This window comes from Arthrobacter sp. 10T44, assembly GCF_056393885.1.
Map to the genome: position 1 here is coordinate 38,153 of NZ_JBFTGT010000001.1, position 22,525 is coordinate 60,677.

Genomic DNA, 22,525 nt, shown 5'->3' on the forward strand with positions numbered 1-22,525 from the left:
CACACTGGTCGGCGGGGCCGCGGCTGCCGGCTGCGTACACCGACTACTGCCCGACTTTTTGCATGGCCTGGTTGAAGAGCCCCTCCAGCGCGGGGCCTGCGAGCGCCAGCAGTGCGGCGACCAGCACGGCCGACATCAGGGTGATCAGTACCCAGCCTGGGACATCCCCGCGCTCCCCGAGATCCCGGCTACCGTGCGCCCGCCCGCTCTGCCGGCCGGGGTGTTTGCCTGGCTGTTTGCTCGGCTGGATTCCTGGCTGTCTTCCTGCGGCCGCGGAAAGCCACAGCAGTCTGGCCGCCGTGTGAGCCAGTAACAACGTGCGGATACCAATACTCTTCACCGTTTCCCCTTTGTGTTTTGAATGTCGCAGTCGAGCTGCGCTGCTTGCCCCTGTTCTGATGCGGTTACTGCCCTACTGCTTACTGCGTACGACCCCTCCACGTCTTGCTCAGAGGTCTTGCTCAGAGTCCCAGGCTGATGGCCGCCAGCCCCGGGAAGACGGCGAACACCACGGTCAGTGGCAACACGCCGAAGACGAGCGGAACCATCATGCCGATCTCCTTCCGGCCGGCGGACTCCATCAGTTCGCGCTTGGCGGTGTCGCGCACGTCCTGGGCCTGGGCGCGCAGGACTTCCGCCAGGGGTGTCCCGCGTTCCACCGCGACGATCAGGCCGTCCACGAACCGGACCAGCGGGCCCAGCTCGGTTCGTGACGAGAACTCCTGCAGGGCATCCGCCAATGGTTTCCCGGCCCGGGTATCGGCCAGGACCCGGGAGAACTCCTTTGACAGCTCGCCCTGCGTTCGGCGGCCTACCCGGTCCAGGGCGCCGGTGGCGCTCTCGCCAGCACTGACCGCCAGGGCCATAAGTTCGGCCACGCTGGGGAACTCCGCCATCATCCGGGCCTCGCGCTTCTTGACCTGCGCCCCCAGCACATAGTCGCGGAAGAGGAACCCGGCCAAGCCGGCGCCGACGACGATCAGCACGGAGAAGAGCGGATTGAAACGGCCCATTGCTCCTCCCAGCAGCACGATTCCCGCCGCCCCCACGAAGCCGCCGGCGGCCCAGAGCAACTGCTGCGCGCGGAAATCCACCGGCGATTTGCTGCTGCCGGCCCGGGCGAGCCTACGGTTGAGCGCCGATGAACCCGGGTTCAGCCTGCCCAGCGCCCGGACCCCGTCCCGGATCACCGGGCGCAGGATCCGTTCGAGCGGGCCAAACGTCGTGACGTTGCCGGCAGCCGTGCGCAGCAGCCGGGATTCCAGGTTGTGGGATCTCAGCTGCGGCCCGATGCGCTCCGCGAAGGTCATGGGCCGCATGAACGGAAGCCGCACCAGGAACAGCCAGAGGCCTGCACCCAGGATTGCGCCGCAGACCACCGCGCTCGCCATCATCCCGTTCACCGCAGTACCCGCTCGTCCTGCGGGAGGGCACCGATACGCAGCATGACGGTGTAGGAGAACAACGAGACCAGCAGGCCGCCGACCAGAACCACTGTGCCGACGGGCGAGTTGTAGGCGGCCACGGCCTCGGGCCGGCCCGCCATCAGTACGAGGACAATCCATGGAGCGGCCACGGCGAGGCGGGCGGCGTTCACCGTCCAGGATTGCCGGGCTTCCAGCTCGCTGCGGGTCCGGGCGGTTTCCCGCAGGAATTCGGCGAGCGTGCCCAGCAGGCGTCCGAGGTCCGATCCGCCTACCTCCCGCGTCAGCCGCAGTGCCTCAACGATCCGGTCAGCAACGGGATCAGCAAGTCTCTCCTTCAGCCGGTCCAGGGCGGGGTCGAACTGGCCGCCGGACCGGTAGTCCGCGCCGAAGTCGCGGAACAACTGCCGCAGCTCGGACGGCCCCTTCTCGCCCAGTTGAATAAGTGCCTCCGGCAACGACAAGCCCGCCCGGATGGCCGAGCGCAGGTGGTCGACGACGTCGGGCCACAGCTCGCGGAGTAGGGCCGTGCGTTTGCGGGCACGCCATTTGACGATGCCCAGCGGGAGCCAGCCCCCGAACAGCCCGAAGCAGCCGGAAATCGGCCATGACCTGGTACCCGCGAAGAACACGAGGGTCACGAAAGCACCGACCCCGAGACACGTCGCGAGCAGTCCCAGCCGGCTGACCTTTTCAATGCCGGCGGACCGCAGGAGGTCCTCCAGTCGGCTGACCCGGGGCCGGCGCCTGGCTGCGTGGGGTTGTTCCCAGGCGGACCACCAGACCAGCAGCAGTCCGGCTCCCCCGAGCACCCCCAGCAGCGGCGCCATCAGCGCGGCTCCAGCAGCGCCGCGACGTCGAACCCGGAGCGGGCGAACTTCTCGGCAGCTGGCATGGAATTCGCCTGCGGTTGGAGCTTCCCGTCGAGCATGTCGAACACCATGGACGACTCGATGATGCCGTTCTCCACCCTGCGACCCAGTGAGAGGATTTCCGTGACTTGGCGCCGGCCGCCCGGTTGCCGGCTGCAGTGGACCACCAGGTCGATGCAGGACGCCACGGTCGGGACGACAAAGGCACTCGAGATATTGTCCCCCGCCAGCAACGGCAGCGTGCAGATCTTGGTCACCGCATCATGGGCCGAATTTGCGTGGATCGTGCACATTCCCGGCATGCCGGAATTCAAGGCAATGAGCATGTCCAGGCTTTCGGCCTCGCGGACCTCGCCGACCACGAGCCGGTCCGGCCTCATCCGGAGGGCCTCCTTGACGAGCCGGCGCATGGGGATCTCGCCTTCGCCCTCCAGGTTGGGCTGCCGGCACTGCAGTCCGACGACGTCGCGCAGCGGGAACTGGAGTTCAAAGATCTCCTCCACCGTGACGACCCGCTCGCGCGTGCCGATGCTCGCGGCCAAGCAATTGAGCAGGGTGGTCTTACCGGCCTGCGTAGCGCCCGAGACCAGGATGTTAAGCCCGCTTGCCACGGCGGCGCCGAGGAAGCGGGCCGACTGCGGGGTGAGGGTGCCCAGTTCCACGAGGTGTTCGAGCCGGCTGGCCTTGACCACGAATTTGCGGATATTAACCGCCCAGTGCCGCCGCGTCACGTCGGGGATGACGACGTGGAGCCGCGAGCCGTCCGGCAGGGCCGCGTCCACGAACGGGGAGGAAATATCCAGCCGCCGGCCGGAGCTCTTCAGCATCCGCTCCACCAGGTTGCGCACCTGCTGGTCCGTCAGGGCTATGGATGTCAGCTCGGATTCACCGTTGCGCGCAACGAAAATTTCATCTGGGGCGTTGAGCCAAATCTCTTCGATGGCCGGATCGTCGAGCAACGGCTGCAGCGCCCCGAATCCCGCCACGGCATCGAAGACAAATCTCCGGGCCTGCTCCAGCGGGCCGATGGGCGGAAGCGGTGCGAGCAGCGCACGCTCGTCGTAGTCGCTGATGGCCTCCTCCACGAGGCGGCGGACTTCCCCGCTTTGCCGCAGCGGATCAAGGCCGCGGCGACGGATCAACTCACGGACTTCGTCCTCGACGATGCGCACAGCTTCCACGGTGCCCCCAACATGACCGCTACCCATCCCCCTGGGGCAGTGCAACTGGGTTAAAGCTAGAGGCGCCCGGGCCGACGGACAAGGGCGCGGCCGGATCTATGTGAAAACAGATTCCCCGATTCATAACAATTGCCTCACTAGTAACACGAGGCACTCTGGTTCACGCTTGGCGGCGGTGTTAGGGTGGGCGCGACAAGTCAGACATTCTCACATCCCGGACAGCTGCCTCCTGCATGGCACCCGGGCGTGGGATCACTATGACACTGCCATGAGCGTGTTGTTCCGGAGCGGCAAATGAAACGGACCCAACTTCCACCCCTGAGCCTTCTCGGCAGCCGGATCGGAGCCGTGCTTCTGGCCGCCTCCCTGCTTGCGCTCCCGGGACTGGTGCCGCCCGCCGCCGCCGTCGAACCGACACCCGCGACAACCACAACGGCGACACCGGCGCCCACGGCGAGCACGCCGGCCCCGCCCGCCTCCCCAACACCGGCCCCGGCCACTCCGTCGCCGTCGTCCTCGGCAACACCGTCGCCGTCTCCGAGCACCGCGCCGGTGGCCGTCGACCGGACATCCGAGGCCTACCGTGCCGCCATGACGGCGGCCACCCGCTCGGGCGGAGCGGAAATGGGCGAGGCCGGACGTTCCGCCGCCGCGGCCACCGGGGACAAGGCCACCACCCAGGCGCTGGCGACTGAGGGCACCTGGACGCCGACGTTCGGCATCAAGGGCATGGATGTCAGCCAGCACCAGCCCTCGATTAACTGGCAGCAGCAGTGGAACCTGGGTGCCCGGTTCGTCTACATCAAGGCAACCGAGGGGAACTACTACACGAACCCGATCTTCTCCACCCAGTACAGCGGATCGCGGGCCGTCGGCATGATCCGGGGCGCCTACCACTTCGCCAACCCGGCTGCGTCGTCCGGGGCGGACCAGGCAAGGATCTTCGTGCAAAACGGCGGGGGCTGGTCCAACGACGGTTACACCATGCCGCCGGTGCTCGACTTCGAGGGCAACCCCTACGCGGGCCAGACCATCAACGGTTACTACCAGGGCAACGCCTGCTATGACATGTCCCGCGCGGCCCTGACCGCCTGGGCAAAGGACTTCAGCAACACCATGAAGTCGCTGACGGGTCGGCTCCCGGTCATCTACACCGGCAACTACTGGTGGAAGGACTGCGTCGGAAACCCCCTCGGCTTCGGCGACAACCCGCTCTGGCTGGCCTCCTACCCGGTCTCGGCCTCCAACGACGCCGGTCCGATCCCCGCGAGCTGGTCCACCTACAGCATCTGGCAGTTCAGCAGCACCGGACCGTTTGCCGGGGACTCGAACGTCTGGAACGGTTCCACGGCCCAGCTGCAGTCATTCGCCCGCGGAACTGTCGGCTCCAACGGTGCAATCGACGCCAAATGGGTGGCCACCGGCGGTGCAACAGGGCCGCTGGGTGCAGCCAAAACGACCTCGGAGATCTGCGGGCTCGTGGGCAACGGCTGCTACCGCGCCTTCACCAACGGCAACATCTACTGGACCTCCGCGACGGGGGCGCATCCGGTCACCGGAGCCTATTGGACTGCCTGGGGCAAAGCCGGATGGCAGACAGGAATCGGCTACGCCACCAGCGACGCCATCTGCCCCACCACCACAACCACGTGCCACCAGACCTTCCAGGGCGGCAACGCCTACAACACCCCCGGCGTGGGGACGTTTGTCGTGAAGAATTCCTACATGGCCGCCTGGAAAGCAGCAGGCTGGCAAGACGGCATCGGGTACCCCAAATCCAACGAGAACTGCGGGCTTTACGGCGGCGGCTGCTACCAGGAATTCACCCGCGGCAACATCTACTGGTCCGCCGCCACCGGCGCCCATGCCGTGACCGGCGACTTCTGGGCGGCGTGGGGGCGGGCCGGCTGGCAGACCAAGATCGGCTACCCCACCAACGACGTCACCTGCGGGCTTTATGGCGGCGGCTGCTACCAGTCCTTCAGCAACGGCAACATTTACCAGTCCTCCGCCACGGGAGCCCACGCGGTGACCGGAGCCTTCTGGAATGGCTGGAAAGAGGTCCGCTTCCAAACGACCATCGGCTACCCCACCAACGAGGCCGTTTGCGGGCAGTACGGCGGCGGGTGCTACCAGACGTTTGCCGGCGGCACCATCTACTGGAGCTCCGCGACCGGAGCCCACGCCGTCACGGGCGAGTACTGGAAGGGCTGGCAGCGCGCCGGATTCCAGCCGAAGATCGGCTACCCCACGGGGACCGTCAGCTGCGGACTCTACAACGGCGGCTGCTACCAGCCCTTCACCGGCGGCAACATCTATTGGAGCGCCGCCACCGGAGCCCACGCCGTCACCGGCGCCTACTGGAAGGGGTGGGGTGAAGCAGCCTGGCAGCGCGGAATCGGCTACCCGAAGGGTTCGGTGGTCTGCGGACTTTACGGAAGCGGCTGCTACCAGCCCTTCAGCGGGGGCAACATCTACTGGACGGCGGCGAGCGGCGCCCACGCCGTGAACGAACCATACATGAGCCAGTGGCGCGTGGCCGGCTGGCAGATGGGCAAGCTCGGTTACCCCACGCAGGCCGCAATCTCCTACGCCGGGTACAAGACAGTTCGTTTCCAGGGAGGGACAATGACCTGGACCGCGTCCGGCGTCAAGGTGGCCTACTTCTAGGCGAAGATCCCAGAGTCGACGGGAATGGCCGGGCGAAAGTCATTGGACTTTCACCCGGCCATTTCCATCTTTGCGGCAGGGCGCCCGGGCTAGATCGGGCTTCCGCTCCCCGCCAGATGCTGAGGTGACCTCTTCCGTTGCCGGACCCGATCAGTCACCGACCTGGCCAGCAAGCCTATGCCAATGGCGACGCCGACCCAGAGGCTGGAGCCCAGGCGCTCTGCCTGCGTGTAAACCGGGTGTCCGACGACGCTGAGGATTCCGTAGAGGGACAGCGCCACTCCAGCCCAGCCGGCCGGCGGCAACAGTTTCTCGCGCATGGCGCGCACGTATCCCCACACACCCACAACGAAGACAAGGAGATACGCAGCGTTGGCCGGGAGATCCATCAGGAACCTCCACAGGAAGTCGCCCTCCAGCACGATCAGCAGGCTGAACGGATCGTCCACGGGCGGGTGCCGGAAGTGGTCGGTGAAAGTGTCCTGCAGGCTCTCGTTGAGGCCCGGGAAGCCAAACAGTCCGTTGACGGCCAGCGAGGTCACGATCAAGACGGTGGCGATGACGATGCCCAGGCGTATCTGGCTGTAGCGGCGGTAGGTCTTGAAGATCAACAGGCCGACGCAGACCAGCAGGAAACTCAGGCATAGCAGCACGGCGGAGGAGTACTTGAAGAAAAACACCAGTCCCAGCCCGAGCACCAGCAGGGCCGTCCCCCGACCCCGGGAGCCCCGCAGTACGTGGGCCATGCCGATGGCCATGACCAGGGCGGAGGCAAGTGTCGGACCCTCCGCCAGCAGGGCGACACCGTGCGGGATGCTGGCGGGCAGGGCGTAGAAGGCGGCCTGGACCAGGAGGGACGGCACCAGGTTGAGCCCGGCCATCCGTGCCAGCCGGGCCATAAGCAGCCCTGCGATGGCTGTTCCGGCGACGGCGACCAGCCACATGCCCTCACGCTCGCCGAGAAGCCGCATGAAGGGAATTGACAGGAGCGGGAAACCCACCCTTGGGGTGAAGATGGCCTGGTACTGGGGGTTCCGGTCCACCCAGCCGATCACCGGGCCGCGGCCGGCAACGGTCTTGGTGATGCAGTTCTCGAGGGTCCCCTTGTAGGGCACGGACGGGTTTTTGCAGAATTCCGTGAAGGCGTGCAGCCACGCCTGGTCCGAGGGGATGCCCTGCAGCTGGTCGGCGATTCTGATGTACTGGACAGTGTCGCCCCAGACGACGCCGGGCCCCATGAGCATGACCGCCAGGATGAACAACAACGCGAGGCCGGCATGCGCCGAGCCGTGTTGCAGCCGGTATTTCCAGACACTAACGTGGTCGGTCACGATCATGATCCCCAAACAACTAGCAAGCCGATATCAGTCTTCAGGGTGATCCTGGAAATCCCCCACACGAATAGTACCTTCGTTGAAGATCCAATCCGGCTCGCCGCCCGGGTTGTTACCGCCGCATCCGTTCCTACCTGAGCAGGCGTGCTTTCAGGAACTTTCCCACCTTGTGGAAGTGCCGTTCCACCAGGAGGAAGTAGCCGTAGGCCAGCACATTGCTGACCACGAGCGCCAGCGGAATCAGCTGCCACGCACTGAGGCGGTCGTGCAGGTAGAACCAGAGGTAGGTGATGACCGAGAAGTGGATCAGGTACAGCGAATAGCTGAAGCTGGACAGGAAGACGCTGGCCTTGTTAAACCACTGGGTCGCCGGAGCCGGCCGCGCACCATCAAAGTTCGGCGCCGCCGCGGCTCGCTCCTTGCGGCCGGACAGCCAAAAGTACAGGTGGCAAAATGCCACGGAGGCGGCGCCGATGGCGCTGGCCGCATGCAGGTTTTGCCCGCCGTAATGCAGGGACACCAGGAACCCTGCCGTCGCCAGGATGGCGAGCATCCCGTGGAACGAGGCCGGCAGCTTGCGCAGCTGCGCGGCAGCCATTGCATAGAGCATTCCGATGATCCAGGCGAGGGACTCGTAGCCGCCCTTCGCCATGTAGCCAACGGGAACGGCAATGGCGAACACCAGCAGGAGGGCGCTGCCGACGCCCAGTTTCATCCGGCGGATGGCCGCGAAGGCCAGCAGGCCGAACGCCACGTAGATCCACCACTCGGCCACCACTGACCAGAGCGGGGCGCCCGAACCGACCGGACCCACGCTGATCCACGGCATCCGCAGCCGGGGCGCCAGTTCCTGGAGGATCGGGTGGTTGAACAGCAGCAGGAAGTTGCCGGCAATCGTCTGCGGGCTGAGGTCGATCCTGATGAAGGGCAGCTTGGTCGAGCCGTGGAGGACGAGGAAGTCGAACACGGTGATCAGGAGCAGGGCCGGGACGAGCGGATAGACCACCCGCGCGATCCGGTCAATGAGGTACGAGCCGAACGTGAAGCCGGGCTGGGACTTCTTCTTGAGGACGGCGCTGGTGATCAGGAAGCCGGATAGTACAAAAAAGATGATCACGGCGAAGGACTGCATGTAGAACACCCGTTGTCCGGGAACCATGAAAATCCCGGGCACAAAGATGTTGAGCGCGTGGCCCAGGACCACCGCCTGGGCGGAAACCCCGCGGGCGAAGTCGAAAAAGATGATGGGGCCGGGGGCAGGCTTGGCCGACGGCGCTCCGGTTCGTTCCACCACTGGCGGTGCGTCAGTCAAGGATCTGTTCCTTTCGACTCAGGGCTACCGCGGTGGCGCGGCGGGCGCGGGCCCGCCAGATGATGGCGGCCGCGGCCATTACCGCACCCACTACCGCGACGGTTATTACGCCCGTCAGGATATCCCGGGGCAGGAGCAGGAGGACAGCCACGTAGGCCACCGCGGCCAGGCAGCAGGCGCCATAGACCTTGAGCGCCCAGCCACCGGCGGCGCGCCGCCGTGCAACGAGGAAATACGCGCAGCCCAGCAGGAAGAACGTTGCCACGGACGCCACGGCCATGCCGACGAGGTCCCCGTGCGTCGCCGGCCACAGTGCGAGCAGCACGCCGACGCCGAGGACGGTCGGGGTGACGACCGAGAGCCACCAGGTGGCATTGTCGGCAAACAAGAGGGTGGAGGCGTTGAGGTACAGGACGTAGCCGAGGCCGATCAGAGGCATGATTTGCGCCACCGGGATCAGGCTTTCCTTGCCGCCGGCCATCACGTGGGTCACGAGGTTCGCTCCGGCGGCAGCGACAACGATGATGGCCAGCCCGGCCAGGCTCGCCGTCGTCATGGTCGAGCGCATCCTGGCGACCCTTGCGTTGCCGCGCACAGACATCAGCGCCGGGACCCAGGCGTTGTTCAGGGCGCCGAGCAGCGTCACCGTGCCGAGTACGAAAATCTGGACCTTGCCGTAGTCACCGGAGACACCATTGGCAGCCGTGAGGGCCAGCAGGAACGCCGCCCCTTGGGTCAGCAGCATCAGCGCGCCGGTATGGGGAAGCACGGGCAGGCCGATCGCGAGAGCCTCCTTGGCGGCGCCCCGGTGGGCAAAGGGCGGCGCGGGCCGGGCGACGGCGACAGAAAGCAGTGCACTGAGCAGGACCAGCAGCCCATAGCCGGCCATGAAGATTTCCGGTTCCGCGCCGAAGACCAGCATGGCGGCGAGTCCGCCGACGTAGGCCGCCATCGACGAGCACAGGCTCAAGACGACGAACATGATCGCCCGGCCCTGGGCCCGGAGGATGGCCTGGGCCGCCAGCACGGCGGACTGCAGTCCCATCGCCGCCAGTGCAATGACAAAGCTCGTGGAATGACCGGCGCCCGCCGCAGCCCAGTAGACGGCGGCGGCCAGGCCGCCGACGAGGATTCCGCCCACGGTCAGCAGTCCGCTGATGGATCGGGCCTTCGAGGGCCCGTCCGGGTCGAACCAGGCCTTGGTGATGGCCAGCGGAAGGCCGGCCGCAGCCAGGACCACGCCCACCTGGATCAGCGACACGGACAGGAACAGTTCCTGCCATTTGACGTCGCTGTTGAGCACATGGAGCGCAAAAGGCTGGACGAGGAACACGCCGAGGCCCTGCATCAGGGCCCCCGCGAGGTAAAGCACCGAGTTGCGTCCCGTCCGGGAAGCCGGCTCGGCTGTCCCCGGGCGGTCGGCGCTGCCGGCTACATCATCCACCGTTGAGCTGAAGCCATTCGTGGACCCGGTCGATTACGCGCTTCTGATCGGCTTCCGTAAGTTCGGTCGAGCACGGCAGGGACAGGCCCCGGGCGAAGAGATCTTCGCCGACGGCGCCGCCCAACAAGGGCTCGTTCTTCAGTGGCGGCTGCATGTGCAGGGGGCGCCACAGCGACCTGGACTCGATGTCCACCTCGGCCAGGAAGTCCTGGAGCTCATCGCGGGCACCCGGCCCGCGCTCCGCCGGAACCTGGATCGAGTACAGCCAGTACGTCGACTCCTGTCCGGGGAGGGTCGGCGGCGTCTGGATGGCCGTTCCGGCGAACGCGTCGTTGTAACGTTTGGCGACGGCCCGCTTGGCGGCGACGAAATCGTCGAGGCGTTCAAGCTGGGCGACGCCGAGCGCGGCTGCGATGTTGGTCAGCCGGTAGTTGAAGCCGATCTCGTCGTGCAGGTAGCCGCGGTCGGGCATACGGGCCTGGGTCGAGAGGTGCTTGGCACGGCGCGCCAGTTCCTCGTCGTCGGTGGTGAACATGCCGCCGCCGCCGGTGGTCATGATCTTGTTGCCGTTGAACGAGAACGCGCCCATGTCGCCGACGGTTCCCACGTGACGGCCTGCCAGCGGGCCGGACGTCCAGGTGGCGCCGAGCGCCTCGGCGGCGTCCTCGATCACAATGATCCCGTATTCGCGGGCAAGTTCCACGACAGCGGCGACGTCGGCAGGCTGGCCGAGGATGTGCACGATTTCGATGGCCTTCGGGAGCTTCTCCCCCGCCGCCTTCCGGCGCTCAAGTTCCTTGCGGAGCAGGTCGACATCCATGCACCAGGACTCGGCGTCGGAGTCGACCAGGAGCAGTTCCGCGAACTGGTACGACGCCGCGTTTGAGCTCGCCATAAAGGTGAAGTCCGAGACGGCCACCATGTCCCCCGGCTGGATGTCGGCCAGTCGCATGGCGATATGCAGCGCGGCCGTGCCCGAGGCGCAGGCCACGGCGTACTTGGCGCCAACGTATTCGGCGAAGCGGGTCTCGAACTCGCTCACGAAGCGCCCCACGGAGGAGACGAAACCGGAACTGATGGCTTCGTTCATCAGCTCCGCCTCGCGGGCGCCGATGTTGGGGATGGCTAGGGGGACTCGCGTCACGGTGTGCCTTTCTGGCGGGTGTTTAGCGGGAGTATTTCGCGGCTGCGGACGCGTCAACGCCGCGGGCCTGGATCCACTCGGCGGTCTGGCGCAGACCGTCTTCGAGGCTGACCTGGGGTGCCCAGCCGAGTTCCGCGAGGGCCTGGGAGGGGTCCGAGAGGAGGCGCATGACCTCGCTGGCCTCGGGCCGGACGCGCTCGTCCTGGGTGATGATTTCGGCGGTCGAGCCGGTGACCTTGGCGGACATTTCCACGAGTTCACCGATGGTGACGTCGTGGCCGGTGCCGAGCTGAATCACCTGGCCCTGCAGCGGGATGTCAGCTGTTGCAGCCTTGAAGAAGCCGTCCGCAGTGTCCGAGACAAAGGTGAAGTCGCGGCGCGGGGTCAACGATCCGAGGTGGATCTTTTCGGCGCCGGCCACCATCTGCTGGAGCACGGTGGGGATGACCGCGCGGGCGGACTGCCGGGGGCCGTAGGTGTTGAACGGGCGCAGGACGACCACGGGCGTCTCGAAGGAGCTGGCCCAGGCCTCGCACAGCTTGTCCGCAGCGATCTTCGTTGCGCTGTACGGCGACTGGCCGCGGAGTTCGTTGTCGACCGTGATCGGGACAGTCTTGGGGGTGCCGTAGACCTCGGACGTGGAGGTGTTGACCAGGCGGCCGACGCCGTGGCGCCGCACGCCTTCGAGCACGTTCAGGGTTCCGACGACGTTCGTCTCCACATAGGAGCGGGGCGCCTGGTAGGAATACGGGATGGCGATCAGCGCGGCAAGGTGGAGGACGACGTCGGAGCCCTTGACCAGGTCCGAGACGAATTCCGAGTCGCGGATGTCGCCGAGTTGCAGGTCCACGGCGTCACGCTCTGCCGGGCTCAGCTCGTCCAGCCAGCCGTAGGAGCCGTTGGAGTTGTACACGCAGAGGGCGCGCACGTTAGCCCCCTCGGCGATGAGGCGCTGGGTGACGTGGCTGCCGATGAAGCCATCGGCGCCGGTAACGACCACTGTCTTGCCTTTAATGTCCTGGTAGTTCACGGCTATCACTGGCCTTTCGCTGTTGCTAGGTCTTTGGGAGTTCCGACGTCGATCCAGTCGGACTCAATGGGCCACGCGGCCACGTTTTTGGTGTCGTCGATGCAGGCTTTGACGAGGTCGGGCATGGAGAACGGTTTCATGTAGGGCACCATCGCCAGGGCCTCGGGCGAAACGGCGTAGATCCCGGTGCTGATTTCGAATTCGATGGTCGGTTTCTCCACCACCGAGCTGATGGACCGGCCTTCGCCGATCTCGAGCACACCGAAGGGCACCTGGTGCGTGTAGGGCCGGGCAGCAACTGTTACCGCAGCGTTCCTGGAACTGTGGAAGGCCAGCAAGTCCGCCGCGGAGTACCGCACCATCAGGTCAGCGTTGGTCACGATGACGGGCTCGGAAATGTCTGGCACCTCGTGGTGCAGGAGTCCGAGCGCACCGGCCGTGTTCAGCGGGGTCGCGGGATCCTCGTAAAGGTAGCTGATCTCGCAGCCAAGCTGGGAGCCGTCCCCGAGGTGGTCCTTGATCTTCTCCGCCAGGTAGGCGACGGAAACGTAGATGTTGGTAATGCCGGACTCAACCAGGCCGAGGATGATCCACTCGATGATGGTGCGGTCGGCCACGGTCATGAGCGGCTTGGGGGTGTCCTTCGTCAGGGCACCCAGGCGGGTTCCCTTGCCTCCGGCCATGATCACTGCGATGTTGCTCAGCCGCTTGCGTCCGACGATGTCGTTGAGGGTGTGCAGCCCGACGAGCGTGCCGGAGTCGTCCACAACGGGGACCTCGCTGATCCGCAGGCTGCGCATCAGGTCCAGCACCGAGGCGCGGGTGGCCTCCGGCCGGACCACGTGCGGCTCGACGTTGGCGAATTTAAGCGCCGGGGAGTCCAGCTGCGCCCCGCTGAGCAGGCCGCGGCGGATGTCGCCGTCGGTGATGACACCGCGGAGGCGGCCGTCGTCCGTGACCAGCGCAATTGCCGAAGCGCCACGGTCGATTGCTTCCAACGCCTGGCGCACGGTGGCCTCGGGGCCCACGCAGACGTTGCTCAACGGTCCCTCAATGGTCATAGATTCAACTCTCCAGCGGTAAGTCAACAAAAGCCTTGGTCAGGCCCGTGGCAAGGCTACCCACGATCACGCGTTCGATTGGCTCTGCGGAGTGGGAATCCCCGTACGGGTTGACCACGCTACGGCACATCAGGTGGAACTGCGGGCTCAGGGCCTTTTCAATACTAGCGCGAATCTCGTTCCGCTCATCCCGGCACTGCAGCACATTAGCGCCGTACTCGCGGCCCCGCTGCCGGTCACCGACGTTCACCACGGGCACGTAAAAGGACGCTGCTTCCAGGATTCCCGAGGAGGAATTCCCTACCAGTGCACGCACGGTGGCCATGACCCGGGGGTAGAGCGGGCCCAGGCTTTCGCGCACGATGACCCCTGGCAGGTTCCGCTCCCGGATCTCCTCGAGGACGGCGATGATGTCCTCCCGGCCGGCGTCGAAGCCGGGGTAGGTGAGGATGGCCGTGCCGGCCTGGGCGAGGGATTCCTCGAAGACTTGCCGGGCCAGTTCGCCGGCGTTGGTCGCCATCTCGGCGGTCGGCGGATGGTAGGTCACCATGACCAGGGGCTGAACCAGGGGAACGCCGAACTCGGCTTGGAATTCCTCACCGCTCAAGGGCACGGGATGGGCGAAACGGTCCAGCCCCGGGGCGCCCGTCTGATGGATCCGCTCGGCGGACTCGCCCAGCTGGGCAACCCTGCGCGCGGCCTGTGCCGTACTGACGCAGTGCTGGTCCGCGAGTTTGGTCACCGCGTGGCGGACCCGTTCATCGAGGGCGCCTTCGGTGACCTCGCCGCCATGCAGGTGGATCAGGCGGATGCCGCTGATCACCACCGGCGGCAGCACGTAGAGCAGTTCCCACCGGTCCCCCAGGACGACGACGGCGTCCGGCTTGAGCTCGGGCAGCAGCTTCGCCATCCCGGCGGACAGGGCCGCGCCGGTCAGCGACTGCCGCTCGGCGGACGGTTCTGCCAGGTACAGGCCCAGTTCGTGGTGGACGAACGTGTCGGGCGACAGCCCCGCCTCCAGGAGCCGTGCATGCGCTGTGCCGTCAGGGAAACCGATGGCGGTCGCGACGTGAAGCTCCACTGCGGCATCGGCGGCCAGGGCGACCAGCACCGGTCCCAGCGGGAAGAGATCCGCCCGTGTGCCGGCGAACGCAAGAACCTTCATCTCAGGCGATGTCCCCGCCGGTTACGGGAGAACCGGCGGCGATGGCGCGCTTGGCCTGCTGCCCCACCACGAGGGCGGACGGCGACAGCCCGCCTTCGGGGCGCAGGATGGCAACGTCGTCGGCTGTGATGACGGCACCGGCCGGGATGTCGCGGACGGCATGGAAGGAACGGCGCACCAGCGTGGCGTTGGCTTCCTCGCTGGGCATCCGCCGCTTGTTCCCGTCCCCCAGCGCGAGGTGCGCTTCCCGGACAAAGCGCACGTAGTCTGCGAATTCCGCCCGCTCCAAGGACGCCGAGTGGTCCGGGCCGTTGCGGGTCTTGTCGGTGGTGATGTGCTTCTCGAGCAGCGTGGACCCGAGGGCGGTGGCGGCGATGGCCGTCACTGACCCCGGAGTATGATCCGACCAGCCGACCTCGACGCCGAATTCCTGGCGGAGCGCTGGGATGGCCCGGAGGTTGGCTTCTTCCAGCGGTGCGGGGTACGCAGAGACGCAGTGCAGCAGCACGGTGGCCGGAGCCTTGGCCGTCGCCTCGAGCGCCGCGGCGATTTCCTCGCGGGTGCCCATGCCGGTCGAGACGATCATCGGGATGCCGAACTCGGCGATCGCGGCGAGGTACGGAGTGTTGGTGAGCTCTCCGGACCCGATCTTGAGCCCCGGGACACCCAGTTCCGCCAGCATCAGGGCGCTGTCGTAGTCGAACGGAGTGGAAAGGAAGGTGATGCCGCGTTCGGTGCTGTGGTCCCGCAACTCGGCCCAGGCGGACTCGGGCAGCGTGAGCCGGGCCAGCATCTCCGACTGGGACTCCGAGAACCCTGCAGCCTTCTGGTACGGCGTGGTGTCGGCCGATCCGGTGACCAGGGCTTCCGGCTTGAAGGTCTGGAACTTGACCGCGTTTGCACCCGTATCGGCGGCCAGGTCGATGAGTTCATGGGCCACGGCCACATCACCATCGTGGTTCACGCCGGCCTCCGCGATGATGAAGATCTCTTCGGAAGGGCCGATGCGGTGGCTGCCAAAAGTTACGGAGCTGGAAATCGGGTCATGAGTCAATTGGCTGGACCTTTCGTAGATACAAGTCGCTGTGCGGGCACTCCCACATATGTTGTCATACCGGCCAACGGCCGCGTCGCCACCGCACCCGCCCCCAGCACCGCGAAGTCCCCCACGGAAACACCCGGCAGGATGCGGGCACCCGAGCCTAGAAACACCTGGATTCCCGTCACGGCGGCCCCCAGCAGGACGGCCCCCGGGGCGATGTGGGTACCGGCTCCAACCACCGCGTCGTGTTCGACGACGGCGCTGGTGTTGATGACCGCAGCCTCGCCGATCCGGGCCTGCGGACCCACATGCGCGTGCTCGCAGACCTGGCTGAGGGCGCCGAGGACCGCCGTGCTGTCCACGGTCGCGCTGCTGGCAACCAGCGGAGCGGCGAGGGCCGCAAAGCGGGCCTCGGCCAGGATCGCGTCCGCAATCTTGGAGCGAATGGCGTTGTCGCCGATCCCGACGGCGATCGCGAGGGAATGCCGGGCGGCGTAGTCCAAGGCCTCGCCGTCGTCCCCGAAGCAGGCGGGAGTCTCGCCGTCGCGGCCCGCGAAAGCGGCGAGGTCGGGGACAGGGCCATCCGGGCGCGCACCCGCGGTGCCGAAGGCCCGGTCGCTGAGGGCGGCGATCCGTTCGCCGCGGCCGCGGATGATGGCGGCCAGGCTGCGGCTATGGCCGGAGGCGCCGATGATGAGCCATGCCGTTTCCTTCGGGGATTGCCCATCCATTTATAGTCGCAGCGCCTTTGAGAATAGAGTTGCCAGATGACCTTTTCATCATACTTGGACGATTCTAAGGTGATGGCGAGCGTCGCCACGCCTGCCGCCCGGGCCCAAGCGGGCCGCCCGCTGCGTGCCCTTGTCCGCGGTACGGGCTCCATCGGGGCCCGGCACCTGCGTGTGCTGCACAGCCTGGGGGTCGAACAACTCTTTGCGTGGCCGGTTAGGCCGCCGTCGTCGGACCCGTCCGCACGCGCCGCCGACTACCCCGCCTCGGTCCAGCTGGTCCAGGGCTACCCGGACGAACCCCTTGACCTGGTCATCATCGCCACCGACACCAACCGGCACGTCGCCGACGCCCTCGAGGCGCTGGAACACTCCCCCGCTTCGATCCTGCTGGAGAAGCCGGTCGCACCGTCCGCGGAAGAAGCGCGCGTGCTTTTGGAGCATCCGCGGGCCAACACCATCACGGTCAGCGCACCGTTGCGCTTCCATCAGGGGCTGGCACTGACGGCGGATGTTCTGCCCCTGCTTGGCCGCGTGACCAGCGCCCAGGTGGTATCCCAGTCGTGGCTGCCCTCGTGGCGGCCGGGCCGCGACTTCCGCAGCAGCTACTCGGCCCGCAAGGACGACGGCGGTGTCCTCCGGGACCTGGTCCACGACATCGACTACCCGGCGATGCTGCTGGGCGCCCCGGTTTCCCTTAAGGCCACCCTCGGGCATGGGATCCTCGGCATCGAGGCCGAAGAGTCCGCCGATGTGCTGTGGGGCGATGGCCCCTGCGTGCACCTGCGCCTGGACTACGTCACGCCGGTTAAAACGCGCAGCATCCGGATTGCGACCGAGCAGGGGGCAATCGGCTGGGACGCAGTAAGGAACGAAGTGACGCTGGACTGGCCCGCTTCCGCGGCGGAACCCGCCGGTTCGGTCCGTGCGGCGTTCCCGGCGGACGCCGACGTCGACGTCGTGCTGGCGCGCCAGTCCCTTGCGGTGCTCGAGCGGGCAGGGACCGTCACCGGCCGCTCCATGGAGGCGTTCTCCCCGGCCGGCCTGGCCGAGGGGCTGCTGGCGGTCGCAATCTGCGACGCGGCCAGGCTGGCCTCGGCGACCGGCGGAACTGAAAAGGTACTGTGGTGATACCGCAATCCGGCCACGCACCATTGCGATCACACGACGAGGTTGAGAAATAACAATGAACGAAAAACCGTCCGCGCCCCGCGTTCTTGCAGTCATCCCCGCCCGGGGAGGCTCCAAGGGATTGCCCGGTAAGAACATCCGGCCGCTGATGGGCAAACCCCTGCTGGCCCACAGCGTGGCCCTCGCCGCGCTGCTGGGAGAGAACGTCCGTTGCATCGTCTCCACCGACGACCCCGAGATCGCCGAAGCCGCCCGCGCTGCCGGCGCGGAAGTCCCCTTCATGCGCCCAGCGGACCTCGCCAGCGACTCCGCCCCGATGAGCGTTGTCCTCCGGCACGCCCTGGAGGCGATGGAGTCACTGGACGGCACGACCTACGACATGGTCCTGCTGCTGGATCCCACCAGCCCCACCCGCACACCCGAGAGCGTTAACGAAGCCATCGCGACGCTCGGCGGCAGCCCCGAACTGGACGGCGTCGTCGCGGTCTCCGAGCCGTTCTTCAACCCGACCTGGGTGGGCGTCAAGCCGCAGACCGAAGGCGGCATCGAACTCGAGCGCTACTTCGCCGAGGGCACAGGTGTGGTGCGGCGCCAGGACGTGTCCCGGTTCCTGCGCATCAACGGCAGTTTCTACGTCTGGCGGGCCGAATTCATCCGGCGGCTGGAGAAGAGCTGGTTCGACGAAGGGCGCCACGGCTACGCCGAGATTCCCGAGACCCATGCCTTCAGCATCGATGACGAGAACGAATTCCTGCTGGTTGAAGCCGTCGTCTCCGCCGGTCTGGCCCCTCTCCCCGGCTTCGACGACGCGGGTAAGAACTCCCGCCAGACCCTGGACAAGGACCACTCAGCATGAGCAGCGCGCAGAACCTCTTTTCCCTGACCGGCCGGACCGCGCTGGTCACCGGTGGGGCCGGCCCGCTGGGGAGCGTCCTCGCGGACGCGCTGGCGGCGCAGGGCGCGGACGTCATCATCTCCGATATCCACGAGCAGGCGTGCCAGGAGGTCGCCGCGGGCCTGCACAACCGCCACGGTGTGGCCGCCCGCGGCATCAGTTCCAACCTGCTCGAACCCGACGGCACCCGGAAACTAGTCGAGGCGATTGACGGCCCCCTGGACATCCTGGTGAACAACGCCGCCTTCACCGGGACCTCCGGGGTCCCGGGCTACGCCGTGCCGTTCGAGGAACAGACGGATGAGGCGTTCGAGCTGGCGTCCTCCCTGAACCTGCGGGCACCGTTTTCGCTGGCCCGGCAGCTGGCGCCCAAGCTCGCTGAAAGCGCGGGGGCATCGATCATCAATGTCTCATCGATCTACGGCATCGTCGCGCCGAACATGGGACTCTACGAGGGAACCCGGATGGGTAACCCGGCCGCGTATGGCGCCACCAAGGGCGGCATCGTGCAGCTGACGCGCTATCTCTCCACCGTGCTCGCACCCCGAATCCGGGTCAACGCCTTCGCCCCCGGCGGCATCGCCCGCGGACAGGACAGCGCCTTCACGGAACGGTATGAAAAGCTGACCCCGCTGGGCCGGATGGCCACCGAAGACGATTTCCGCGGCGTCGTGGCGTGGCTGGCCTCGGACGCTTCGCGTTACGTGACCGGCCAGACCATCGCCGTCGACGGCGGCTGGAGCGCCTGGTAGCCCAGGCACCCCGCCGCCCCGGGCCTTAGGGCCTCAACGGCTCCACGGCCGCCATCGCCGGCAGCTTCGGCAACGGCGAGGGCAGGTGCTGCAGCGGGTGGCGGATCCAGTGCCACGGGGAGAGCCCCTTCTCGGTTGCGTGCGCCCCTTCGGGGACCTTCTTGAGGCCGAGCACGGTCTGCGCTTTGGTCAGGGGGCCGCTGGCCCAGTACTCCAGGAAGGGAACCACTGTGTGTGCGTCCCAGCCGAGCAGCCGGGACAATTCATGCGGCGTGCGCATGTCCCCGCGGCCCAGCTCTGCTTCGGCGATCGACGTCAGCACGTGCTGGGGCGTGGACTCGTCGTAGAACTCCGGCCACAGATCCCGCATGACCAGGCCCGGATCCGCGGCGGCGTTGGCGCCCAGCCGGAAGTCCGGACCGTAGATGGCGACGTCGGCCCCGCTGACCGCTGCGTACATGATGGAGGTCGACAGCCGGTTGGACACCACACGCTTCGCGACGGACATCATCCAGAGGATCCGTCCGATGAACTGCGGGTCGCGGCGGTCCCCGGCACTAACCACGTCATGGCCGGCAGAGCGCCAGGCATCAAGGATCTCGTCATTGTGGAGATCATCAATGTGGAGGCATACCGTCGCCGGGCCCTCCTTTTCGCGGACCAGCTGCGCGTAGGCGCCGTGATCACCGTCCACCTTGAGCAGGGCCGTCCCGTGCAGCGGAAGTACGAGGGTTCGGTCGGTGCGTTCCGGGACGGCGCCATTGGCGCGGGCGGCGTCAAGCAGGTAGAGGTACGGGGCGCCGATGGCGTCCAGCATGGGCGTGCCGTCGCTGAAGAAGTTGCCGGCGTCGTCCGGGCTCCAGCCGCGTGAAGAGCTGGTCCAGGAAAGCCGACGCCGGGCCGGGCCCCAGCTGGCGAAGTCGCCGAACTGGGCCGTTACCGGGCTGCTGACGGTCCATCCGTGCTGGATAAGGCCGGACACGTGGCGGAGCCTGCGCGATCCGCAGTACAGGGCAAAGACGGCCGAGTGGCCGTAGTAGTGGTTCTGGATGTCCATGGGACTGAGCGGCACCTTAAGTTGTCGATCGGGATCACCACCGCCGCTCCCGGCGGCGGGCTCGGATGGTCAGGGCCTGACGGCGTGCGTGACCAGCTTGCGCAGGCCCGGCCACATTCCCTTCGAGACCACCTTCGGCGTCAGGGACACGGCGTTCAGCCGGGACGTGAGGTGCCAGCGCGCGGCGCGGGCGGCCGAGGACCAGCCCTTGGCGGTGAAGTCACGGACGCACTCGTCGAAGAACGCGCGCTCCTCGGCGAAGCGGCGGCCGTCCAGCGCCCGGACCGAGGAGTCGGACTCCCGGTGGCGGCGGTACTGGAAGCACACCGTGTCCACGACGGCCATCTTGCCGCCGCTGAGGGTGATGTCGATGGCCAGCGCAAGGTCCTGGACGACGTCGTACTGGGGACGGAAGTCATGCTTCTTGATGGCGTCGGCGCGCCAGGCAACCGAGGGGAAGTACAGCCAGTCGCCCACCATGAGGCTTTCCGCGATGGCTTCGCCGGCGACGATCGCTTCCGACGCCTTGCCGACCAGCTTGTGGCGGAGGAACTGCTTGACGGAGTCACCCAGCGGCTGGTACACGGAGCCGTTCTCGTCGATCACCTCGACACCGGGCTGGACAATGCTGACTTCCGGGTCCTGGAAGGCCTTGCGGACCGTGCTGAGGTAGTTCGGCAGCATCAGGTCATCGGCGCCCATGATGACGACGATGTCGTGCTCAACCAGGCCCACGCACTTCTTGTAGTTGCCGTTGGCGCCGAGGTTGACCTCGTTCCGGTAGTACCGGACTCGGTCGTCCGCGGCCACGAGGCCGGCGAAGTATTCCGGCAGGGTGTCGTCCGGATAGCCATCGTCCACAATCGTGAAGCGGAAATCCTTGTCGTCCTGTGCGAGTACGGAGGAAACAGCAGCCTTCATCATGGCTACGTCCCCGTAGTACGGGAACATTACGTCAATTGTCACTATTTTCTTCTCTCGGTTGGCGGCACGGCGGAAGCCGTCTCGGCCCCGCCTGCCGTCGGCTGGATTGATTTGGATTCCCGTTGGAGTCGTTCCACGGAGGATCGGAGGATGGCGACTTCTTCCGCAAGAATGCGGGTCTCATCCTCAAGGATGGTGAGTTCGCGGGAGACGTGCAGGCTGACGCCCACGAGCAGCAGGATCGCCAGCGCGAACAGCAGATTGGACGGAACGACGACGCCCACCAGCGCGGCCGCCCAGTTCAGGAGTCTGGGGAAGATACCCAGAATGATGGTCAGCGTGCCGATGACCAGCCACAGGATGGCGTACTTCTCCCGCAACCGGCCGTTGCGAAGCATTATGAGGACTACTGCCACCATCACGATGGACAAAATCAAGGAACCTGCAACGTTCATGCCTTAGGCACTTCCCTCTCCGGCAATGTCGCCGGACAGCGGCGCATGTAGTTCGGCCGCGCGCGGAGTCCGGCGTCGGGCCAGCGCGAAACACAGGACCAGGCCCGAGCGCGCGAGATAGATGGATGCTTTGATGGGCCCCTGGCTGGGGGTTCCGGCCTGCCGTTCTTTCATTTCGACGGGCACCTGGGTCACGCGGCAGCCGGACTTGACGGCCACGACCAGCGAATCGATGGTGTCCCCCAGGTATTCGGCCGGGAAATGTGAAATGTACTGCCGCAATGCGGTTTCGTTCGCGGCGCGGAACCCCGAGGTGACGTCCGTCAGCTGCGTTCCGGCGACCGCCGAGATGACCTTGGCGAGGAAGAACATGGCCCAGCGGCGGGGGCCCTTGGCTCCGTAGTTTCCCTTGCCGGCGAAACGGGCACCGATCGAGATGTCGGCATACTCCAGGCCGGCCAGGACGCGGTCGATGTCGTGCGGATCGTGCTGGCCGTCCGCGTCCACCTGGATCACCGAGCTGTAGCCGTTGCGGAGGGCGTACTTGAATCCCGCCCGCATGGCCCCTCCGACGCCCAGATTAAAAGGCAGGCGGAGGACCGTGGCACCGGCTTCCCGGGCAATCCTCGGGGTGTCGTCCTTCGAGCCGTCGTCGACGACGAGGACATCATGCTGGGGGACTACAGCCAGGACTTTCCGGATGGTGTTGCCGATGGCCTCGGCCTCGTTCCAAGCCGGCATGACTATTAAAACGCCGGAACGCTGTGAGTTACCCATGGTTTGAAAGTATAGCAACGTGCCACTGCCGCCCCTTGCCCCGCTGTGCGCTGCCGCCCAGCGCGGCTCCGGCGCCCGCCGCCGGATTCGTGAGGCCGTCCGCATACTTGTAGGGTTGGCTCTGAAA

General features: G+C 66.6%; 21 protein-coding genes. 4 read left to right on the forward strand and 17 right to left on the reverse strand.

Annotation, left to right across the window (positions count from 1 at the left end; genetic code table 11):
* Window positions 1–43: 43 nt before the first annotated feature.
* The 4 genes from AC1DBL_RS00205 to AC1DBL_RS00220 form a co-directional block, all read right to left on the reverse strand.
* Window positions 44–289, reverse strand: a complete 246-nt coding sequence (locus tag AC1DBL_RS00205) for a hypothetical protein (protein ID WP_476925539.1) — start codon at window positions 287–289, stop codon at window positions 44–46.
* Window positions 290–461: 172 nt separating this feature from the next.
* Window positions 462–1,394 (reverse strand): type II secretion system F family protein, encoded by a 933-nt coding sequence (locus tag AC1DBL_RS00210; RefSeq protein ID WP_476925540.1) that lies wholly within the window; start codon window positions 1,392–1,394, stop codon window positions 462–464.
* 5 nt (window positions 1,395–1,399) lie between these two features.
* Window positions 1,400–2,254: a type II secretion system F family protein gene (locus AC1DBL_RS00215; protein ID WP_476925242.1), complete on the reverse strand. Its 855-nt coding sequence runs from the start codon at window positions 2,252–2,254 to the stop codon at window positions 1,400–1,402.
* Window positions 2,254–3,477, reverse strand: coding sequence for a CpaF family protein (locus AC1DBL_RS00220; protein WP_476925243.1), 1,224 nt, complete (start codon window positions 3,475–3,477; stop codon window positions 2,254–2,256). Before AC1DBL_RS00220 ends, AC1DBL_RS00215 begins: the two co-directional genes overlap by 1 nt.
* Before the next feature lie 294 nt (window positions 3,478–3,771).
* Here AC1DBL_RS00220 and AC1DBL_RS00225 point away from each other — a divergent pair, with 294 nt between their 5' ends.
* The gene (locus AC1DBL_RS00225; protein WP_476925244.1) at window positions 3,772–6,147 is read left to right on the forward strand and encodes a GH25 family lysozyme; all 2,376 of its coding nucleotides are present in this window, start codon (window positions 3,772–3,774) and stop codon (window positions 6,145–6,147) included.
* Window positions 6,148–6,236: 89 nt separating this feature from the next.
* Here the strand turns inward: AC1DBL_RS00225 and AC1DBL_RS00230 are convergent, their stop codons facing one another.
* From AC1DBL_RS00230 to AC1DBL_RS00270, 9 genes are all read right to left on the reverse strand, one after another.
* On the reverse strand, window positions 6,237–7,478 hold the full coding sequence (locus AC1DBL_RS00230; protein ID WP_441417291.1) for a hypothetical protein: 1,242 nt from the start codon (window positions 7,476–7,478) through the stop codon (window positions 6,237–6,239).
* Between the two features lie 133 nt (window positions 7,479–7,611).
* On the reverse strand, window positions 7,612–8,793 hold the full coding sequence (locus AC1DBL_RS00235; protein WP_476925245.1) for an acyltransferase family protein: 1,182 nt from the start codon (window positions 8,791–8,793) through the stop codon (window positions 7,612–7,614).
* Window positions 8,786–10,237 carry a polysaccharide biosynthesis protein gene (locus tag AC1DBL_RS00240; RefSeq protein WP_476925246.1) on the reverse strand — a complete coding sequence of 484 codons (1,452 nt, stop codon included), beginning with the start codon at window positions 10,235–10,237 and terminating at the stop codon, window positions 8,786–8,788. Before AC1DBL_RS00240 ends, AC1DBL_RS00235 begins: the two co-directional genes overlap by 8 nt.
* Complete coding sequence (locus AC1DBL_RS00245; protein ID WP_441417288.1) at window positions 10,230–11,381, reverse strand: aminotransferase class I/II-fold pyridoxal phosphate-dependent enzyme; 1,152 nt, start codon at window positions 11,379–11,381, stop codon at window positions 10,230–10,232. Before AC1DBL_RS00245 ends, AC1DBL_RS00240 begins: the two co-directional genes overlap by 8 nt.
* A 22-nt stretch (window positions 11,382–11,403) precedes the next feature.
* Window positions 11,404–12,411, reverse strand: a complete 1,008-nt coding sequence (locus tag AC1DBL_RS00250; RefSeq protein WP_441417287.1) for an SDR family NAD(P)-dependent oxidoreductase — start codon at window positions 12,409–12,411, stop codon at window positions 11,404–11,406.
* A gap of 5 nt (window positions 12,412–12,416) precedes the next feature.
* Complete coding sequence (locus AC1DBL_RS00255) at window positions 12,417–13,472, reverse strand: sugar phosphate nucleotidyltransferase (protein WP_476925247.1); 1,056 nt, start codon at window positions 13,470–13,472, stop codon at window positions 12,417–12,419.
* 4 nt (window positions 13,473–13,476) lie between these two features.
* Complete coding sequence (gene neuC, locus AC1DBL_RS00260) at window positions 13,477–14,637, reverse strand: UDP-N-acetylglucosamine 2-epimerase (protein WP_476925248.1); 1,161 nt, start codon at window positions 14,635–14,637, stop codon at window positions 13,477–13,479.
* 1 nt (window position 14,638) lies between these two features.
* Window positions 14,639–15,691 (reverse strand): N-acetylneuraminate synthase family protein, encoded by a 1,053-nt coding sequence (locus AC1DBL_RS00265; protein ID WP_441417284.1) that lies wholly within the window; start codon window positions 15,689–15,691, stop codon window positions 14,639–14,641.
* Window positions 15,688–16,410 (reverse strand): LbetaH domain-containing protein, encoded by a 723-nt coding sequence (locus AC1DBL_RS00270; protein WP_476925249.1) that lies wholly within the window; start codon window positions 16,408–16,410, stop codon window positions 15,688–15,690. The genes AC1DBL_RS00265 and AC1DBL_RS00270 overlap by 4 nt, the downstream gene beginning before the upstream one ends.
* Window positions 16,411–16,446: 36 nt before the next feature.
* On the opposite strand from AC1DBL_RS00270, the gene AC1DBL_RS00275 reads away from it, so the two are divergent.
* From AC1DBL_RS00275 to AC1DBL_RS00285, 3 genes are read left to right on the forward strand one after another with little or no spacing between them, the layout of a single operon-like run.
* Window positions 16,447–17,538 (forward strand): Gfo/Idh/MocA family protein, encoded by a 1,092-nt coding sequence (locus AC1DBL_RS00275; protein ID WP_476925250.1) that lies wholly within the window; start codon window positions 16,447–16,449, stop codon window positions 17,536–17,538.
* Between the two features lie 55 nt (window positions 17,539–17,593).
* Window positions 17,594–18,394 (forward strand): acylneuraminate cytidylyltransferase family protein, encoded by an 801-nt coding sequence (locus AC1DBL_RS00280; protein ID WP_476908564.1) that lies wholly within the window; start codon window positions 17,594–17,596, stop codon window positions 18,392–18,394.
* Entirely contained in the window at window positions 18,391–19,185 is a 795-nt protein-coding gene (locus AC1DBL_RS00285; RefSeq protein WP_476925251.1) for an SDR family oxidoreductase, read from the forward strand. Before AC1DBL_RS00280 ends, AC1DBL_RS00285 begins: the two co-directional genes overlap by 4 nt.
* Window positions 19,186–19,210: 25 nt before the next feature.
* Here the strand turns inward: AC1DBL_RS00285 and AC1DBL_RS00290 are convergent, their stop codons facing one another.
* The 4 genes from AC1DBL_RS00290 to AC1DBL_RS00305 all read right to left on the reverse strand — a co-directional run bounded on the left by AC1DBL_RS00290 (window position 19,211) and on the right by AC1DBL_RS00305 (window position 22,398).
* The gene (locus AC1DBL_RS00290) at window positions 19,211–20,242 is read right to left on the reverse strand and encodes a hypothetical protein (protein WP_476892252.1); all 1,032 of its coding nucleotides are present in this window, start codon (window positions 20,240–20,242) and stop codon (window positions 19,211–19,213) included.
* A gap of 69 nt (window positions 20,243–20,311) precedes the next feature.
* A complete protein-coding gene (locus AC1DBL_RS00295) occupies window positions 20,312–21,208 on the reverse strand; it encodes a glycosyltransferase family 2 protein (protein ID WP_441417278.1) in 897 nt (298 codons plus the stop codon).
* The gene (locus AC1DBL_RS00300) at window positions 21,208–21,621 is read right to left on the reverse strand and encodes a DUF2304 domain-containing protein (RefSeq protein WP_476925252.1); all 414 of its coding nucleotides are present in this window, start codon (window positions 21,619–21,621) and stop codon (window positions 21,208–21,210) included. The genes AC1DBL_RS00295 and AC1DBL_RS00300 overlap by 1 nt, the downstream gene beginning before the upstream one ends.
* A gap of 3 nt (window positions 21,622–21,624) precedes the next feature.
* Entirely contained in the window at window positions 21,625–22,398 is a 774-nt protein-coding gene (locus tag AC1DBL_RS00305) for a glycosyltransferase family 2 protein (RefSeq protein WP_441417276.1), read from the reverse strand.
* Between the last annotated feature and the right edge of the window lie 127 nt (window positions 22,399–22,525).

Coding starts and splice junctions, on each gene's coding strand:
- AC1DBL_RS00225 (WP_476925244.1), top strand. CDS start 3,772: ATGAAACGGACCCAACTTCCACCCCTGAGCCTTCTCGGCAGCCGGATC.
- AC1DBL_RS00255 (WP_476925247.1), bottom strand. CDS start 13,472: ATGACCATTGAGGGACCGTTGAGCAACGTCTGCGTGGGCCCCGAGGCC.
- AC1DBL_RS00275 (WP_476925250.1), top strand. CDS start 16,447: ATGACCTTTTCATCATACTTGGACGATTCTAAGGTGATGGCGAGCGTC.
- AC1DBL_RS00300 (WP_476925252.1), bottom strand. CDS start 21,621: ATGAACGTTGCAGGTTCCTTGATTTTGTCCATCGTGATGGTGGCAGTA.
- neuC (WP_476925248.1), bottom strand. CDS start 14,637: ATGAAGGTTCTTGCGTTCGCCGGCACACGGGCGGATCTCTTCCCGCTG.
- AC1DBL_RS00215 (WP_476925242.1), bottom strand. CDS start 2,254: ATGGCGCCGCTGCTGGGGGTGCTCGGGGGAGCCGGACTGCTGCTGGTC.
- AC1DBL_RS00280 (WP_476908564.1), top strand. CDS start 17,594: ATGAACGAAAAACCGTCCGCGCCCCGCGTTCTTGCAGTCATCCCCGCC.
- AC1DBL_RS00285 (WP_476925251.1), top strand. CDS start 18,391: ATGAGCAGCGCGCAGAACCTCTTTTCCCTGACCGGCCGGACCGCGCTG.
- AC1DBL_RS00290 (WP_476892252.1), bottom strand. CDS start 20,242: ATGGACATCCAGAACCACTACTACGGCCACTCGGCCGTCTTTGCCCTG.
- AC1DBL_RS00305 (WP_441417276.1), bottom strand. CDS start 22,398: ATGGGTAACTCACAGCGTTCCGGCGTTTTAATAGTCATGCCGGCTTGG.
- AC1DBL_RS00270 (WP_476925249.1), bottom strand. CDS start 16,410: ATGGATGGGCAATCCCCGAAGGAAACGGCATGGCTCATCATCGGCGCC.
- AC1DBL_RS00210 (WP_476925540.1), bottom strand. CDS start 1,394: ATGATGGCGAGCGCGGTGGTCTGCGGCGCAATCCTGGGTGCAGGCCTC.